Source organism: Alteromonas sp. PRIM-21, assembly GCF_027563165.1.
GTDB classification, from domain to species: domain Bacteria; phylum Pseudomonadota; class Gammaproteobacteria; order Enterobacterales; family Alteromonadaceae; genus Alteromonas; species Alteromonas macleodii_A.
In genome coordinates, this window is record NZ_JADOEK010000006.1 from 186846 (window position 1) to 204163 (window position 17318).

General features: G+C 43.7%; 14 protein-coding genes. 9 read left to right on the forward strand and 5 right to left on the reverse strand.

All coding sequences use genetic code 11. From position 1 onward, the window contains the following. Positions 1-130: 130 nt before the first annotated feature. From IW644_RS10935 to glpK, 5 genes are all read right to left on the reverse strand, one after another. On the reverse strand, positions 131-1588 hold the full coding sequence (locus IW644_RS10935; protein WP_269917623.1) for an SLC5 family protein: 1458 nt from the start codon (positions 1586-1588) through the stop codon (positions 131-133). 20 nt (positions 1589-1608) lie between these two features. Then, positions 1609-2358, reverse strand: coding sequence for a SapC family protein (locus IW644_RS10940; protein ID WP_269917624.1), 750 nt, complete (start codon positions 2356-2358; stop codon positions 1609-1611). A 13-nt stretch (positions 2359-2371) separates the two neighbouring features. After that, positions 2372-3904 carry a tryptophan halogenase family protein gene (locus IW644_RS10945; protein WP_269917625.1) on the reverse strand — a complete coding sequence of 511 codons (1533 nt, stop codon included), beginning with the start codon at positions 3902-3904 and terminating at the stop codon, positions 2372-2374. Between the two features lie 123 nt (positions 3905-4027). Beyond that, the gene (locus IW644_RS10950; RefSeq protein WP_269917626.1) at positions 4028-6850 is read right to left on the reverse strand and encodes a TonB-dependent receptor; all 2823 of its coding nucleotides are present in this window, start codon (positions 6848-6850) and stop codon (positions 4028-4030) included. 304 nt (positions 6851-7154) lie between these two features. Beyond that, positions 7155-8639, reverse strand: a complete 1485-nt coding sequence (gene glpK, locus IW644_RS10955; protein WP_269917627.1) for a glycerol kinase GlpK — start codon at positions 8637-8639, stop codon at positions 7155-7157. A 159-nt stretch (positions 8640-8798) separates the two neighbouring features. Between glpK and IW644_RS10960 the strand changes: the two genes are divergently transcribed. The 9 genes from IW644_RS10960 (at position 8799) to mshL (ending at position 17317) form a co-directional block, all read left to right on the forward strand. Next, on the forward strand, positions 8799-9557 hold the full coding sequence (locus IW644_RS10960; RefSeq protein ID WP_118490637.1) for a DeoR/GlpR family transcriptional regulator: 759 nt from the start codon (positions 8799-8801) through the stop codon (positions 9555-9557). 354 nt (positions 9558-9911) lie between these two features. Further along, positions 9912-11459, forward strand: coding sequence for a glycerol-3-phosphate dehydrogenase (gene glpD, locus IW644_RS10965; RefSeq protein ID WP_269917628.1), 1548 nt, complete (start codon positions 9912-9914; stop codon positions 11457-11459). Between the two features lie 150 nt (positions 11460-11609). Next, on the forward strand, positions 11610-12191 hold the full coding sequence (locus IW644_RS10970) for a phosphoglycerate mutase family protein (protein WP_269917629.1): 582 nt from the start codon (positions 11610-11612) through the stop codon (positions 12189-12191). A 228-nt stretch (positions 12192-12419) separates the two neighbouring features. Continuing rightward, positions 12420-12923 (forward strand): hypothetical protein, encoded by a 504-nt coding sequence (locus IW644_RS10975; protein WP_269917630.1) that lies wholly within the window; start codon positions 12420-12422, stop codon positions 12921-12923. A gap of 166 nt (positions 12924-13089) precedes the next feature. Continuing rightward, a complete protein-coding gene (locus IW644_RS10980) occupies positions 13090-14004 on the forward strand; it encodes an agglutinin biogenesis protein MshI (RefSeq protein WP_269917631.1) in 915 nt (304 codons plus the stop codon). Further along, a complete protein-coding gene (locus tag IW644_RS10985; RefSeq protein ID WP_269917632.1) occupies positions 14001-14627 on the forward strand; it encodes a PilN domain-containing protein in 627 nt (208 codons plus the stop codon). Before IW644_RS10980 ends, IW644_RS10985 begins: the two co-directional genes overlap by 4 nt. Beyond that, the gene (locus tag IW644_RS10990; protein ID WP_269917633.1) at positions 14602-15249 is read left to right on the forward strand and encodes an agglutinin biogenesis protein MshJ; all 648 of its coding nucleotides are present in this window, start codon (positions 14602-14604) and stop codon (positions 15247-15249) included. Before IW644_RS10985 ends, IW644_RS10990 begins: the two co-directional genes overlap by 26 nt. 18 nt (positions 15250-15267) lie before the next feature. Beyond that, a complete protein-coding gene (locus tag IW644_RS10995; RefSeq protein ID WP_269917659.1) occupies positions 15268-15585 on the forward strand; it encodes an agglutinin biogenesis protein MshK in 318 nt (105 codons plus the stop codon). Further along, positions 15569-17317 (forward strand): pilus (MSHA type) biogenesis protein MshL, encoded by a 1749-nt coding sequence (gene mshL, locus IW644_RS11000; RefSeq protein ID WP_269917634.1) that lies wholly within the window; start codon positions 15569-15571, stop codon positions 17315-17317. The genes IW644_RS10995 and mshL overlap by 17 nt, the downstream gene beginning before the upstream one ends. Position 17318 lies beyond the last annotated feature (1 nt).

Here is a 17318-nt window from a genome sequence, read left to right on the forward strand (position 1 = left end):
ACTTTCAATGGTAGTCTGCATTGCGAAGGAAATGAAGTCTGACCAATAGTTGTAAAATATAGACGATATTAATTGTTAAAAACAAAAAAGGATGTCAAAAGACATCCTTTTTCGACATGTAACTAATTTGTTAGGCTTCTTTTTTATAAAGCTCTAACGAAAACTCTGCCTTTTGGTTAAACACCAAGCGGTTCACAATAAGAGCAAAGGCGACACAGCCAATAAGCGTTGCGAACATTAGGTGGATGTAATGAAGTCCAAATGGTGCATACAGAGGTGAAGCTTCAAAGCTCATTAATGCGTAAACTGAAACGCCGAACAACACTGCACCAATGGCCGCGAATGCATGCACGTTTCTAAACAGTAAGCCTACGATGAATACGGAAAGAATAGGCATACTTAAAAGACCATAAAGCTTCTGGACTAGGTTAATAATACTATCAGCTTGTTGGTATACGGGGATTAGCGCAAGCGATACTAAGCACAATAAAATAGTAACGTAGCCGCTTAACTTAGGTACATTAGGTGTTTTGTTGATATAGCTTTCATGAATGTCGCACACGTAAAGTGCAGTAGCAGAGTTTAGGTTACTGTTAAACGTGGTTAACACCGCAGCTGCCATAGCCGCTGCGAATACGCCAGAAAGCCAATCAGGCAATACCGTTGCAACAATTTTTCCGTAAGCACTATCACCAATATCACCAAATAGTTTGTATGAAACGATACCTGGAATAACAATAATGGCAGGTACAATCAGCAAGCGGATACCGGCCGCAGCGAATACGCCTTTTTGCGCTTCTTTCAAAGAAGGTGCCGCCATTGCGCGCTGAGTAATAACCTGGTTAGTACCCCAGTAAAACATTTGGATAAAGATCATACCGGTAAGCAAGGTATGCCAAGGGATTGGAGACTCATCATCGCCAATTAACGTAAGTCGCTCTTGCGGAATTCCATCAAAATTATAATCGATGGCTTGAAGCGCCAGAATAACCACCAATACAGCCATGGTTAAAAGAAGCACGCCCGAGTAGGTATCAGACACCGCTACTGCACGAAGACCGCCGAAGATGGCATATAAGGCACCGACAATAACGAAGATAACTGCAATGTACATAAGCGGCAGCTCAACGTTAAACATAGACTGCATGAACAAAGAGCCCGAATAGATTACTGCCGGGCAAAATATTAAAGCACTGCCTGCGAAGAAGAGCGCACTAATAACTGCACGTATGTGCTTGTCGTGATAGCGCTGCTCTAGAAGTTCTGTTGTCGTTGTACACTTGAACTTGTAATACACAGGCAGAAATACTTTTGCCAGTACGAAAAGGCCTACAACCGCTGCTAGTTCCCATAGGGCTAACAAGGCCATTTGGTTACCGTTCATACCTACTAGCTGGTCGGTACTTAGGTTGGTGAGCGTGATACTACCTGCAACGAAATACCAAGCTAGACCTCCGCCTGCAAGAAAGTATTCGCGGTTTTGGTTTTGGGCATTTCTATTTTGTCCGCGGCAACTTAAATAGGTAAGAAAACCAATTAAAGCAGTCACAAAGACAAAAACAGACACCTGAATAGTGCTGGAAAACATGTTTTACTCCTAAAGGACAGTTATGACTTGCTGGTTTCGAACTTAATGTTGTTTACAGCGCGATCAGGGAATTTAGTGTTATGAAGACGGATAACGCGGTTCACTTGCAAAATAGAACCGAGAATATTGAAAAGCACGTTGAGCAGGCCCTTTTGATTCAAATTAGCCAGTTCTTCACCCGTAAGGTTTTGCAAGCGTTGCTCATTCACAGTAGCTAGCCCGCCTACGCGCTGATTGGTGTTGTCTTTGTACTCTATAATCAAGTCAACAGTATGAATGAGTCCCATCTCGCTAATTTGATTCATCATTACAGCGGTTTGTTGCATGGCGGTAACGCGCTCATCTAGCAATTTCTTTTTATTATCTAAGTACGCAGTAGGGCGCTTGGAAGGCAAAAAGAGTGCTTCACCGTTTTGAGAAGAAACAGCTGGCGAGTCGACATCAACTAAAACTTCTTGCTGCTGAGCATCATTTCCCAATCGTACGATAAAAGGTAAGGTGCGAAGACTAAGCGGTGCATAGTGACCAAGCCATGTACCTTGTGTTTCAAACACGTTTTCTTGAGGAGCTAGGCCGCACAGGGCCGAAATTGTCCAATACTGTGCTTCAGTAGATTTACTGAAAAACAGAGGGAAGTCGCTAGATGCTTGAACGGCTTCCTTTATCTCAATGTTGAGAAGATGAAATTTCGAATAAGTACTAGCAAGCTTGCTCTCATCAATAGTAAGAGCGCTGTGGGTATCATCCGATAAGGTTTCAAATGTTGGCATATTATAGTTCTCGTTAGCTTGCCAACCACTGCTCAATGTAGTCGCGGTGATTAGGTAAGCTGCTTAGTTTTTGCTGCGTGATTAGCTGATTTTGTTGAATCACTTTATCAGCTAGGTCACGTTCGTTGTAGAAATGAGACTGCAAAGAAAAGTCTGGAGAAAATCCCATTCCATATAGTACGTACTGATAGCTGGCGGCAGGAAAAAGCTCTATTGCCGCTGAAAAATCAGCAATTTGAGGGCCGCGATACTTCCAAATTTCCAAATCTTCTTTTAAAGAGTCGGGAATACTTGAAGGATCGCGATTGGCAACCCAGTAAGGTTCACTGCGTTGATTGAAAATATAATGGAGTTTCAAAAAGTCGATAATGCGCTGCCAGCGATAGTTCATTTGCTTGTTGAAGCGCTGGCTAACGATAGGCATCGCTGATTCTGGCAGCGGCATTTGCTCTGCAATATAGCGTGCTGAAATCTCGATAAGCATAAGGGCTGTTGCCTCTAATGGCTCTACAAACCCCGCGGATAGGCCTACGCCAATGCAGTTACCTTTCCAAATACGCTTCTTGTAACCAGAGTTAAAGCGAATTGTGCGCGCTTTCAAATCACCGTGTTGGTCACCAACGTACTGACGCAATACTTCTTCGGCGCGTTCATCGGTAGTAAATTCGGTAGAGTAAACATGGCCTACGCCTCTTCTTGAAGATAAACCAATATCCCAAATCCAGCCTGCTTCTTGCGCAGTTGCTTGGGTGTAAGGCTTTATTTCGAAGTCTTCTTCGTGAGGTACATGAAGGGCAAGGGCTGAGTTATTAAATAGCACGTCGTCTGTAGAAACAACGCTTTCACCTAGGGTTTCGCCAAGTAATAGTGAGCGAAAACCTGAACAATCGACAAATAAATCAGCTTTCAAAACCATGCCGTTGTTAAGGGTGACGCTTTCAATATGTTCGTCTGAGATTGCAGCTACGTCTTCTACAGTAGCGACAATGTGTTTAACGCCTAGCTCCGTCTTACTGAAGTCTCGTAACATGTCAGCGAATGCACCCGCATCCAGATGATAAGCGTAGTTAGATTGTGCGCTGCTGTATTCCTGTTCGCTGAGCGTGCGAGGCGCCATATTGCGCTCACACACGTGCTGCTGAAAGTTAGTGGCGTTGGCAAAATTTGCTATATCGCCTACATAGGGGGCCATTTCAACGCGACCATAACCTAACGGAACGGTAAACGGGTGGTAATAAAAGTCGCCGTCGCCATTTACCCAATTTACGAATTTACCGCCCTGCTTGAATGCAGCGCTGCAGCGTCTAAATACTTCTTTTTCAGACAGGCCAATGTCTTTCAGCGTGTTGCGCATTGTTGGCCAGGTTCCTTCACCTACGCCGACAGTAGGAATGTCACTGGATTCGACCAAGGTTATGTCTAAGCCACATTCACCCATTGCTACCTTGTGTTTAGCCGCAACGATGGCGGCTGTAAGCCAACCAGCGGTGCCGCCACCTACGATGACAATACGCTGTTTTTGAGATGTATGAGATGAATGGTTCATGAAACAACACTGCTTAAATGGAATTATGACTGTTTTCTACATTTATCCATAAACGTACTCGTTTTGCCAATAGGCTTATGGATAAAAGGCAGGGTTTTACCCCTGCCAAAACACACACAAATCTTAGAATGAGCCTCGGATACCTACAGAGTAGCGAGCACCATTGTCTTCAATTGAGTAAATTTGGTCTGGGAAGCGGCCTACTTGTGTAAGCTCTTCTTCAGTCACGTTGATACCTTCAACAAATACCGTAAGGTGTTCGTTGATGTCGTAACTTGCACTTACATCCCACTGACCGTAGGTTTCAGTAGTAATTGGCTCGCCTGTCGCGCCGCCAACTTCAGTGTTATCTAGTGCAAATAGGAACGACTCACGGTTGTTAAACGCTACACGTGCCTGGAACGCATCGCGCTCGTAGAACACGATAAGGTTTTGTGAATCACCAAGACCTGCTAGCGCAAACGTCTGTGTTGTATCGCCAGATACTTCCGCATCACTGTTAACTACAGTAGCGTTAGCGGTTACACCAAAGCCGTTATCCCATACGTGGGTAATCGCTACTTCATAACCATTAACCGTTGCTGTTTCGCCGTTTTGAGGGCGTGTAACAGTGTAAACTTCGCTTGCACCATTAAGCTCTTCTGTGTCAGCCACTACGTCGCGATCAGGGTCTTGTGGGTCAAGCGATACGCCCACTGCACAGTCATCAGCAGCACAGCGATAGTCATTTGGCAGACGGTTAGTCATGGTATAAGTTTCATCGCCAGAAAGCGTAACAATGAAGTCTTCTACTTCTTTGCTAAATACTGCAAACGAGAACACAGAATCGTCGCTGTAATACCACTCAAATGATAGATCCCAGTTTTCAGCGCTAAATGGCTTAAGGTCAGGGTTACCACCGCTTGCCTGTAGGTTTTGACGACGAGGCTCGTTGAAAGTGGTCGCTGGAGACATCTGAGACATAGTAGGGCGTGTCAAAGAATCGTAGCGAGAGAAACGTACAATCATATCTTCTTGTACTTCTAACTTAACGTTCAAGCTAGGTAGAAGGTTGGCATATGAAGATGAACCTGTAATGTTTTCTGCTGGAGCGAAAACATTCGAGAACAAGGTTAAGTCAGTTGTAGGAACAACGTCAGCGATAAGTGCTTGTACTGCAGAAACTGAAACACTGGTTTCTTCGTAACGGGCACCGAAGTTCATGGTTAACGGCATATCACCGATGTCATAACCAAATTCGAAGTTAGCGTAAAGTGCGGTTACGTCTTCTTCGATGTTGTAATAGTTAGGCTGAAGCGTTGGTACTACTGGCGCACCTTGAGAAGCAAGGTAATCTAGGTATGCATCGCCATCGTACGTGTACCAAGTATCAATTAGGCCGCTGAAGAAGTTGTTCGCAGTGAACGGACGAATGTTCAGCTCATCAATTGGCGCTGCTGTGCCATAACCACAGAATGCACATTGTGACGCAAACTCTTGGAAAACGAACTTCTCACGCTCTGAGCGCAAGATACCGAAATCAACTTTACGGAAAACGTCAGAATCAGCAAGGTAAGTGAAATCTGCTTTGTATTCTGTTACTTCGTCTTCAGACGCAACTACGTTACCTAAGTCGTTATAGTGAAGGCGGTTAAGTGCGATATCAGGCAATTGACCATTGCCAAAACCATCGTGAATTACAGTAGGTGTACCACCTGTGCTGTCAAACTCGTAGTTGTTGATGATGCCTACAACGTTAAAGCGACCTTCGCCAGCAACGTCGTTTTCAGCTTCAGATGTTGAAACATCGAAGGTTGCTGAAAGGGCGTCAGTTACTTGCCAATCAACGTTTAAGCCGAACCCTTTGTTAGTTACATCACGTACACCACGGGTTGATGATACGAAGTCAGATGCTGGGTTACCGCTACCTTGGTGTAAGTCAATTTCCTGCGTAAATTGTACAGCTGTACCAAACTCAGAAATAGTGGCAGAACCTACGCGGTCTGGTTCAAACCATGACGCAAGGTCAGTAACCTGTGAATCAACTTCAAACTTAGAGATAAAGCCATCTAAGGTAATGGTTACATCATCAGATGGTGCAAACTGCGCAACAAGTGATGCGTTAGTACGGGTTCTGTCTTGCTGGTCTACAACTTGGTCCCAGTTACGAGGCAAATAAACATCAGTAGCAATAATCTCAGCCGTTTCGCCATCGCCACGGTTTGAAAGTGTTAGGCCTGGACGCCAGCCCGCTGTTTGAATACGGTTAATTTGAACCTGACGCTCTTGATGAGATACCGCAAGTAGCAAACCAAATTTATCGTCAGCGAATGTGTTGCTAACTAAGAAAGAAGCTTGTGGAGACGTTTCTTCAGAAAGGGTTTCATAAACACCCTTCACGCTTCCTACTGCTTGGAAACCGTCATAGTCGAATGGGCGAGCAGTCGAAACGTTGATGGTAGAGCCGATGCCACCCGATTGAAGGTTGGCAACGCCACTTTTGTAGATACTTGCGCCAGTAATTTGGTCGGCAGCGAGCACATCGAAGTTAAATGCACGGCCAGCGTCGTCAGTAGCGAGTTGGCGACCGTTTACAAGTACAGTGTTAAACTGTGGGCCGAAACCACGTACCGTAACTTTTTGACCTTCACCACCGTTACGGTCAATAGAGACACCAGTGATACGCTGAAGTGATTCAGCAACGTTTAGATCTGGAAATTTACCTAAATCTTCCGCTGCTATACCGTCTGAAACAGCGAGGTTTTCTTTCTTATCAGACATTGCTCTTTTCAAGCTGCTTACAATGCCGCGAACTTCAATAACTTCAACAGGTGCATCGTTTACACTTTGAGTGTCAGCATCTTGAGAGAATGCTACCGGTGCGTGTAGGGCAGAGGCGATAGCAACACCTAAAAGTGAGCGTTTCGCAATTGGGCCTAACTGTGATGTGTTAATTTTATGTGTCACTGTGTTTTCTCCGTGAGTAGGCTACGTTTTAACGTACTTTGCACTTAAATTACGTTTTTAGTATGTGCGGATCAAGCTTATTAACATTACTTTTACACATTTAACGTTATATTTTCTCGATTATTATTTGTAACTTTATGAAAAATATAGCGTTTCTGTTTTAAGGTAAAAGGTGAAACGTTTACCTTAGATCCAATACTAGCACAAAATGACAATGTAATTACAATGTTATAAAAATTTTTTTGTATAAAAAAAGTGCGGTATATAACCGCACTTTATTAACAATAAGAAAAATAAGGAGAAATTAACTGCAACGGATACGGTCTACAGCGGCCTTCCAACCATCATAGGCCTGATCACGTTCTTGCTTTGATAGTCTTGGGGTGAAAACGCTATCACTTTTCCAGCACTGAGTTAAATCATCAATACTGCTAAACACACCTGCTTGTAATCCGGCAAGGAAGGCTGCGCCTAACGCAGTTGTTTCGGTAATTTCAGGTCGCTCTACTTCAGCACCCAATATATCTGACAAAAAGCCCATGACCCAGTCGTTACGCGACATACCGCCGTCTACACGTATATTTGTAGGGCGAGCTCCGTCGCTTTCCATCGCTTTTTGAAGGTCTTTGGTTTGATAGCAAACCGATTGCAGGCCTGCGGCAACAATTTCGCTTATCCCTGTATCACGAGTAAGGCCTAAAATGGCGCCTCGCGCATCTGGGTCCCAATATGGCGCGCCTAAGCCGGTAAATGCAGGAACTAAAAATACACCGTTGTCTTCTCTAGCGCGTTGCGCTAAAGCTTCAGATTCTGCCGCATCATCAATAAGCTTTAAGCCATCGCGAAGCCACTGCACGGTGGCGCCAGCCATAAAGATGCTGCCCTCAAGGGCGTAGGTTGTTTTACCATCAAGGCGATAACCCACGGTTGTAAGCAAGCGGTTCTTTGACTGAAGAGGGGCGTCGCCGGTGTTAAGGATCATAAAGCAGCCGGTTCCGTACGTACTTTTTGCCATGCCTTTTTCAAAACACGCCTGACCCACAAGTGCAGCTTGCTGATCGCCTGCAACACCTTGAATAGGAATAGCTTTTCCGATGATGTCTTCTTTGATTACCCCAAAATCCGCGGCACAGTCCATAACTTCCGGCAGCATTGAAGCTGGGATATTGAATTTCTCAAGAAGCTTTTCATCCCAACGCTGATTATGAATATCAAACAACATGGTTCTAGATGCATTTGTGGCATCAGTTTTATGTGATTCACCGCCCGTTAAGCGCCAAATCAAATACGTATCCACGGTACCAAACAGAAGCTCGCCGTTTTCTGCCTTCTCTCGGGCGCCTTCGACGTTATCTAGTATCCATGCAACTTTCGTTGCTGAGAAATAAGGGTCAAGTAAAAGCCCTGTCGACTCTGTTATATACGAAACGAATTCTTCGTCTTCGCTAAAATCTCGGCAATATTGCGCTGTACGTCTGTCTTGCCAAACGATTGCAGGGTAGACAGGCTTTCCTGATTGTTTATCCCAAACTAGCGTGGTTTCGCGCTGATTTGTGATTCCAATAGCGGCGATGTCAGACGGGGTTACGCTACACTTATCAAAAACTTCCTTCAGGGTAGCGACAACGCTTTCCCAAATTTCTTCCGGGTCGTGTTCAACCCAGCCATCTTTAGGGTACTTTTGAGAAAACTCCTGTTGAGCGATGGCCTCTATACTGCCTTTTGCAGAGAAAATAATGCTGCGAGAGCTTGTTGTGCCTTGATCAATGGCAAGAATATGTTGTCCCATAAGGTCACTCCTGAAGATAATTTTCATAGAGTTTGCATCATTTACAGGTGTTTAACAATGCCATATTTTCGAAAACGAACATTTGCTTTTCGTTTTATCGCGTGAAGTTTGTTATTAAGCACGTATAATTATTGTCGATTTTACTTTTGAGGATGTGTGATGAACCAAACGCAAAGACACGAAAAAATTGTTGGGTTAATAAAGCAACATGGTTTTATGTCTATTGATGATTTGGTTAGTGCTTGTGAAGTGACGCCACAGACCATTCGAAGAGATTTAAATCAACTGGCTGAAAACGGCGTAGTCAGTCGCTATCACGGTGGCGCTGGATTAAACAGAAGCTGGGAAAATACACCGTATCAAGAACGTAAAACGCAAAACAGTGAAGTAAAAGAAAAAATTGCTGAAGCTGTTGCAGCTATGATACCCGACGGTGCGTCTTTGTTCATCAATATTGGTACTACGACTGAGCTTATCGCTACTAAGCTGCTAAATCATAAAAATCTACATGTAGTAACAAACAACATTCATGTAGCGACAATCCTATCTGCTAAAGAAGACTTCTCGGTGATAATTGCCGCAGGTGAAGTACGGTATCGCGATGGCGGTATTATTGGTGAAGCAACCTGTGACTTTATCAGTCAGTTTCGCATGGACTACGGCATCATTGGTATAAGTGGTATAAGTTCAGACGGCGCGTTATTAGACTTTGACTTCAGAGAAGTGAAAGTTTCACAAGCTATTTTAGAGCATACTCAACACGTCATCCTTGCTGCCGACTACAGTAAATTTGAACGCCGCGCTATGGTTGAACAGGGCCATATATCACAAGTCGACTGTTTAGTTTGTGAGAAAACACCACCGCCAAGCATAGGCAAAATTATAAAAGAAAATAACATTACTTTTGTAAAAGCATAACTATAAGTTGTCTTACTCATTTATCGTCACAATCACAGATTTGTCATAATTCTGCACTAGCCTTATCACTCGATAATGTTGTGTGTTGCTGCATTGCTAACTAATGCTTGAACATGGTTTTGTATCGATTCACTCGTCTAGTTGTACTTACAAACATGCGGTTCAGCGCATGTAGATTAGCTAAACCCTTTATTCTTCCTTTGCGTTATTTACCAGCAAGTTAACGCATAATTGGGTTCATTTAACTTTCTTTAATGTTCGATAATGTTCGTTTTGTGTTGACATGTTTTCCTTTTGGTTGTCAAATAGCCAACAACGAGATAAAGCAAATGTGAATACGAGCAGGGGCAAACTATGAGTCACAGCAATGAATCTGAAAAAACAGTAGACGTTTTAGTTGTTGGCGGCGGCGTTAACGGTGTTGGCGTAGCGCTGGACGCTGCAGGACGTGGGCTTTCAGTAGCATTATGTGAAAAAGGTGACCTTGCTGGCGCTACATCTTCATCAAGTAGCAAGCTCATTCACGGCGGCCTTAGATATTTAGAACATTACGAGTTCCGTTTAGTAAAAGAAGCATTGGCGGAACGGGAAGTACTGCTTCAAAAAGCTCCTCATATCATGTGGCCCTTGCGCTTTCGCTTACCGCATCAAAAGCATTTACGCCCAGCGTGGATGATTCGAATTGGCTTGTTTCTTTACGATTCATTGGCGAAACGCAACATGCTACCTCGCTCACGTAAGCTGTCGACAACCAGCGAAAGCCCTTTAGTTAGCGATATTACAACCTGTTTTGAATATTCTGACGGGTGGGTAGACGATGCACGCTTAGTGGTATTGAACGCATTAGCCGCACAAGATCAAGGCGCACAAATTTACACCCGCACTGAATGTGTTAAAGCTGAAAAGCAAGACAACCTGTGGAGTGTTGAGCTTAGAACAGCAAAAGGGAAAACGTTTACAGTTAAAGCGAAGTCTATTGTCAATGCTGCAGGCCCTTGGGCGGTATCCTTCTTAGATCGTTTAGTAAATGTTAACAACCCAAATGCTATGCGTATGGTGAAAGGAAGCCACTTCATTGTGCCTAAACTTTACGATACTGATGAAGCATACATACTGCAAAACAAAGACGGGCGTATTGTTTTTGTTATTCCTTATGAAGGGGATTTCTCGCTGGTAGGTACTACTGATGAAGACTTTAAAGGTAATCCATCAGATGCTGCTATCTCGGATGAAGAAACCGAATACTTGATAGATGTGGTAAACACATACTTTAAATCAAAAATCACCCTAAGCGATATCGTTCACTCTTACAGTGGGGTAAGACCTCTACTGGAAGAAAAGAATGCTTCTGCTCAAGAGTTAACGCGAGACTACAAAGTTGAGTTAAAAGGTGAAACAGGTAAGCCAGTGTTGCTCAATATTTTTGGCGGGAAAATAACGACCTACAGAAAATTAGCTGAGCATGCGGTAGACAAACTGACTACATGTTTCCCTAAAGCCAAGAAAGCATGGACTAAAGATGTGCCTTTACCAGGTGGCGCATTCGAAAGCCAAGAAAAGCTTGTAAATAAGTTAATTGGAGAGTTCTCGTGGTTGAACAAAGATATTGCTCAACGCTATGCACGTCAATATGGCCTTTTAAGCTACAAATTTTTAAAAGGAAAATCGTCAATTGCTGAGATGGGTGAAGACTTTGGCGCAGGTATGTATTGCGCAGAAGTAGACTATCTAATCGAGAGTGAATGGGCATGTACGCTGGAAGATGTAATTTGGCGCAGAACTAAGCATGGGGTGCGTTTAACCAAAGCGCAACAAGAGGTGCTATCGCAATACATCGAACAGAAAGCGGACTCCCTTCATAGCGAGCAACAAGCTATTGACCCAGTATTGGCAAGTGCGTAAGTTTCTTAATTAAATACGAAAAAAATAAAGGGCGTTTCGTCTAATGTAACGCCCTTTATTTTCGTATACCCTCGGTCTTATCAATTTGATACCGTTTTTTATAACTCTTTACATTAACAAGATCGCAAGCTTGAATTAATCGGATTCAATATGAACACGGATGTCATAAAAGAAAGCACAGTGAAAGAAGTTATTTTCATTCGCCATGGAAAGCCACTTTCAGCCCACAATGAGAAAGTGAATGCTGCGGATTATGCAAGCTGGGTGCGTAACTATAATAAATCTCCCCTAGACCCAGCCAGCCAACCAAAGCAAAAAATAGATATAACCGGTAGCTACATCGCCGTAAGCCCGCTGTTAAGAGCAAGGTTAACAGCAGCTCAATATGGGGCAACTTCAATTGATGAAGAGCTACCGGAACTAAGAGAAATGGATATACCTTACTACAAGTTACCTTTCACTTTGCGCAGTTGGCACTGGGTTTTGCTAAGCCGTGCTCTTTGGTTTATGGGAACTAAAGGCCGCTTTGAAAGTTTCAAACTTGCTAAAAAACGGGTTGAAAAACTTTCTTTTCATATTAATAAACTTAGCGAAAAACACCCTAGAGTGGTTCTTTTTGGGCATGGGATGACGAACTACTATACGCGAAAAGCGCTAATGAAAAGCGGGTGGCAACTAAAGCAAAAAGACAGTGATTTCTGGGGCATTACTATTTTGCAAAAAAACGGTTAACCAAGAGCCGTACTGCTAATCATAGATACTTGAAAACGAGCTAAGCTTAAAGTTTCGGTTAATTATTTATACGGACTGGTATTACTTCATATTTCCTCCAAAATGCCGATAAACTAACAACATAACGAAGTTGTTTTCGCAGCTATAGCAATTTCATATTGCGCAAATAGCGACAAACACCACGCCAAACAAGGTTTAATACTTCAGTTATAAGCTGGGGAGCCACAGATGAATAAAAATAATAACGACACCGAGACCACTAAAAACCTTATTAAAGCTTCTATTGCCGTTGTTTTTGCAAGCTCGCTAGGCATAGCAATTAACAATTTTCATATTGGCGAAGAAGATACCACTACAAAAGTTTTTGCAGAGCGTTTAGAGACGTTCAAGCGGCACGTGATTTCTTCACATTGGCAATGGCGAGTACGTCAGCCTACCACTATGATAATGCTTATTCACTATGACGACTCTGGCAGCGAAATGAACCGAACGCCAGTTCGTATGAACCACAATGGATGGCCGACCGCTGATATGTCGGACGCTGGATGTGAAAAAATTTGGTCATCAATAGTGGCATCCCCATTACGTGTCGACGGATTCAAAGTGCATGCAAGATACTACGCTGAGCTTGAAACAAATGAGGATAACTACTGGTGTCGCTTCAGCTTAAGTAGAGGAACCTATTTCGACTATTACCCAGCAAGCGGTTCGGTAACTACCTTGGAAGACTAGTAAGCTCTTTATAACAATACATATTAATATAAACATTCACCTATGTAGGTATTTGGTTTATTTAGATAATTAGTCTACTTTTGAGTTAGCGCCATGTCACAAATTGGCACCTTAAGGTATTGTTGATAACAAGATAATACTCGACACTAACGAATTAAGTAGACATATGCTCTCTAGCTTATTCTCTTCGCAAAAGAACAATACAACGCTCACGGTAGGTGTGTCTGTGAGTGCTGCTGAGTTACATATTGCCGCTGTTAATTTTAGCGACAGTGGCTATGTACTCAACTCTTTTGCTTCTGTTCCCTTTGACAATCGAAAACCTCTTGAACAGCAATTAAGCGAGGCCTTGCGAGAATTTGAAAAAGAGGCATGTCGAGTATCCATTGTGCTTTCTCAAGAAATGTATCATATGGTTCAAGTGGAAAAACCTGATGTACCCGAAGAGGACATCACGACTGCACTACCTTGGACACTTGGCGAGTTGGTTCCGTTCGATTCTAGTAATATTGTTTTGGACTACATCGATTACCCGGTTCAAACCCGAACCGGCGGCAAGAAAATAGATGTGTTTGCTGCCGAAAAGTCATCGCTTTCTGCACTGGTTCAAAGTCTATCGAAAAAGAAAGAGGTTAAACTCACCCATATCCACGCTAAAGAAGTGCTGGCTACCGAAATGGTGCCTGACGATGATTACGCGCGATTACTTATTATTCAAGAGCCCAATAGCGAACCTTTTTTGATGATAGTGCGCTCGCGTGCTATTTGGCTATCGCGTCGATTAAGGGGATTTGTTAAAAAATCCTCCGCCCCAGAAGATTTAGCCCAATTAAGCGACATGCTTGGTTTAGAAATTCAACGTTCAATGGATTTCTATGAGTCACAGCTAAAACAGCCACCGCTAAAAGAAATCTTGTTCAGAACACAGTTTGATTGCGAGCCCGTTATAGAGCGCTTAAAGCCCTTTCAGCCTGCGGCTATGAAAAAATTCGCTGCGCAGCTCGAATTAGCTGATGTTGTTGACCCCACTTGCCACTTTGCTTTGGCTAGTGCGCTTGTTGCAGCGAGGGAGGCCCAGTGAAACGCACGATAAACCTTTATCACCCCTCGCTTAAGCCTAAAAAAGAGCGCTTACCTCTATCAAAGGTGCTTTGGGTAAACGGCGTAGCGTTTGGAGTAATGCTAATCGCCGTTGTTGCTTTAAATGTATTACTAAACGCTAAACAAGAAAAAATAGAACAGCAATCAGCGTTAACCCGCCAAATCAATAATGAAATTAAAACGCTGAATAATGCACTGGAGAAAAAGCGTGATACCAAAACGCTTCAGCAGCAGCTTGAGCAAGTAAACGCAAAGATAGAAAACAGAAAGCAATTGCTTGCCTATCTAGAAAGTGGAGAGCTGTCTTTTGATGCAACCAAGTATGGCGAAGTGATGGACGACTTAGCTAACTATCACAACCAGAACCTTTGGCTTACCAGCATAAACATAGATACCCAGAAAATTCGTTTGTCAGGACAAACGGTGGCACCGTCGTCTATCCCTATTTGGTTGAAGAAGTTACAGCAGTCACCTTTCTTTCAGGGTAAGTCATTTTCGTCAGTGAAGTTCGACGAAGTAGATGGGGCTGAAAACGTGAAGCAATTTTTAATATCAACTGATTTTGAAGGAGACGCTGATGAGTCAGTATCAACAGCTCTCTGATAAGTTTTCAGAGCTCGAAAACAGAGAAAAGCAGCTTATTTTGTGGGTGAGCTTTGGCCTTATCGTTTATCTATTCTTTTGGTTTGGCATATCGCCAGCGCTGGAAGGCATGTCTGCCGCTGACAAAACCGCTACTCGAAAAGAAAGCGAGTACAAGGCGCTTGTCATTCAGCGAGATGCCATTGAGCAAGCATTGTCTGTCGATTACACGCAGCGGATGCAACAGGAGTTAGATAACGCGAGAAAAGCGCTACTGAGCGTTGACGATGCGTTGCTTTCATTGAACGAAGGCTTCGTGGCTGCCGACAGGATGCCCGAGTTGTTAATGACGCTATTGAATGAAGAAAACAATGTGAGCTTGGTTAACTTTAACGTAGAACCTACTGAAACCATTCGTTTTGGTGAAGGTGAAACGCAAAGTACATCATTCTATCGTCACAATATGCGTTTAGTGATTGAGGGTAGTTACTTCGACTTACGCAGTTATCTTGCGCGTCTTCAAGCGGCACCAGAAAAAGTCATTGTGACTGACTTCGCTTATAACGTCGACGAATATCCCAGTGCATCACTGACATTGGGGTTAGCGACAGTAAGCAATAACGCTACCTTCATTTCGCTTTAGGGAATCTAGGTGAAGACAATGAAATGCTTCATATTTAGTTTGTTGGTAGTAGGTAGTGTTTTCAAGCCTGCAATAGCCGCCGTAGACCCAACTAAACCTGCCCAGTTTAAGGGGGCGATTGCAAGCGAAAGCAATCTTTTAGATGGCGAATTGGCTCTGCAGTCAATTTTTAAACGCAGTTCCGGTTACAGCGCGATCATCTCTGGCAAGTCTTATCGAGAGGGGGACACGCTGAATGAATTTACTGTGTCCAAGATAACCCCTAAACACGTGATTATAACTGACGGTCGTCAGCAGAAAATACTAAGAATGTATGCATATGAAATTAAAAAATAGCCTTATTTCTAACGCACTGATACTAGCTGCGGCGTTTGTTATAGCGGGTTGTCAAACCTATGGTGTTGGCGAGGAAGTGAAACCGCATATTCGCGATGAACTCAATCGCTCCCAAAATGTACCTGCGACCAAACCAGCTCCTCCACCGCAGCTAAACCAAGAACTGCTGTCAGAAGTGGCTCGCTACCAGTCGCTACCAGCTCCTACGTCTCAAAAGCTGTTTGCCGTGTCCGCTAATAATGTGGATGTTCGCCCGTTCTTCGATGCGCTGGTGGAAGATACGCCTTATAGCGTGGCTGTGCATCCAGCGGTGTCTGGCCAAATCAGCTTAACACTTAAAGACGTGGCCCTTGACGATGTGATTACGATTATTTCTAGAATGTATCCACTGGATGTATTTTTAGAAGGTAAAGTTATCCAAGTGATGCCGTCGCAACTAAAGACAGAATCTATCCCGGTTAACTTCCTAATGATCAAGCGTTTTGGTGTTTCGAACGTCAGCGTGATTGCAGGTGGAGTAAGCGAACAAGACCAGAATAACGGTGGTAACAACGGCGGTATTAACGGCAACAACAATATCAGCGGTAACGCATTGGGCGGTCAAAGCGGCTTAGGTGGTCAAGGTGGTCTTGGCGGCAACAATATACAGCAGCTCAACGGTTCAAATATTCAGACTACCAGTGAAAACGATTTTTGGAGTGACCTAAAAGAAGCGTTAAAAGTACTGGTATCACCTACTGAAGGTCGTCAGGTGGTGGTTTCACCTCAGGCGGGGTTAGTGACGGTACGCGCGCTACCTAGCGAAATTGCCGTGGTGAAAGACTTTCTAAACCAAAGCCAAGAAAGCCTGCAACGTCAAGTGGTTCTAGAAGCTCGCATTATTGAAGTCACGCTAAATGATGGCTACCAACAAGGCGTTAGATGGGACCGTATAGCTAGCGGCTTAACAGGGAGCCTCAATTTTGGGTTTAGCGGCGGGGCGCTTGCTTCTAATTTTGCAGCAAACACTGCTGCGGGAATCGACCCAGCTATTAATGCGGTTAATGCTATCGGCAACACTATATCTACCGATATCGGTGGAGTATCAACGCTACGTATTTCTCGCGGCGACTTTGATGGTGTTATCAATATGCTTCAAACCCAGGGTGACGTGCAAATGCTAAGTAACCCTCGCGTTACGGTAACTAACAACCAAAAGGCCGTTATTAAAGTAGGGCAAGACGAGTACTTTGTTACCGATGTGTCGACCAGTGAAGATCAAAGCACAACAAGCACAGAGAACGAGAATGACATCGAACTTACTCCTTTCTTTTCTGGTATCGCGCTGGATGTAACACCGCAAATAGACAGAAGTGGCTCTGTAATACTGCATGTTCACCCTTCAGTAACAGAAACGGCGGAACAGACAAAGGTTATCCAAGTAGGTGACCAACAAATTTTGTTACCGCTAGCACAGAGCAATATTCGTGAATCAGATACCGTGATCCGCGCTCGCGACGGTGAAATTGTGGTGATAGGCGGCTTAATGGAAACGGTTACCAGCGAGCAAGAATCTAAAACACCGCTGTTAGGTGATATCCCTATTATCGGTAACGCGTTTAAAAACAAGGCGAAAACCCAGAGCAAACGCGAATTGGTTATTCTTATTCGCCCTTCGGTGGTACAGCCAGATACGTGGGAAAAGCAGCGCCTTCGCACTCAGTCATTACTTGATCAATGGTATAGAAACTAAT

Bases quoted from the DNA above. Each gene is read 5' to 3' on its own strand.
- IW644_RS10935 (WP_269917623.1), bottom strand. From the start codon at position 1,588: ATGTTTTCCAGCACTATTCAGGTGTCTGTTTTTGTCTTTGTGACTGCT.
- IW644_RS10940 (WP_269917624.1), bottom strand. From the start codon at position 2,358: ATGCCAACATTTGAAACCTTATCGGATGATACCCACAGCGCTCTTACT.
- IW644_RS10945 (WP_269917625.1), bottom strand. From the start codon at position 3,904: ATGAACCATTCATCTCATACATCTCAAAAACAGCGTATTGTCATCGTA.
- glpK (WP_269917627.1), bottom strand. From the start codon at position 8,639: ATGGGACAACATATTCTTGCCATTGATCAAGGCACAACAAGCTCTCGC.
- IW644_RS10960 (WP_118490637.1), top strand. From the start codon at position 8,799: ATGAACCAAACGCAAAGACACGAAAAAATTGTTGGGTTAATAAAGCAA.
- glpD (WP_269917628.1), top strand. From the start codon at position 9,912: ATGAGTCACAGCAATGAATCTGAAAAAACAGTAGACGTTTTAGTTGTT.
- IW644_RS10970 (WP_269917629.1), top strand. From the start codon at position 11,610: ATGAACACGGATGTCATAAAAGAAAGCACAGTGAAAGAAGTTATTTTC.
- IW644_RS10975 (WP_269917630.1), top strand. From the start codon at position 12,420: ATGAATAAAAATAATAACGACACCGAGACCACTAAAAACCTTATTAAA.
- IW644_RS10980 (WP_269917631.1), top strand. From the start codon at position 13,090: ATGCTCTCTAGCTTATTCTCTTCGCAAAAGAACAATACAACGCTCACG.
- IW644_RS10990 (WP_269917633.1), top strand. From the start codon at position 14,602: ATGAGTCAGTATCAACAGCTCTCTGATAAGTTTTCAGAGCTCGAAAAC.
- IW644_RS10995 (WP_269917659.1), top strand. From the start codon at position 15,268: ATGAAATGCTTCATATTTAGTTTGTTGGTAGTAGGTAGTGTTTTCAAG.
- mshL (WP_269917634.1), top strand. From the start codon at position 15,569: ATGAAATTAAAAAATAGCCTTATTTCTAACGCACTGATACTAGCTGCG.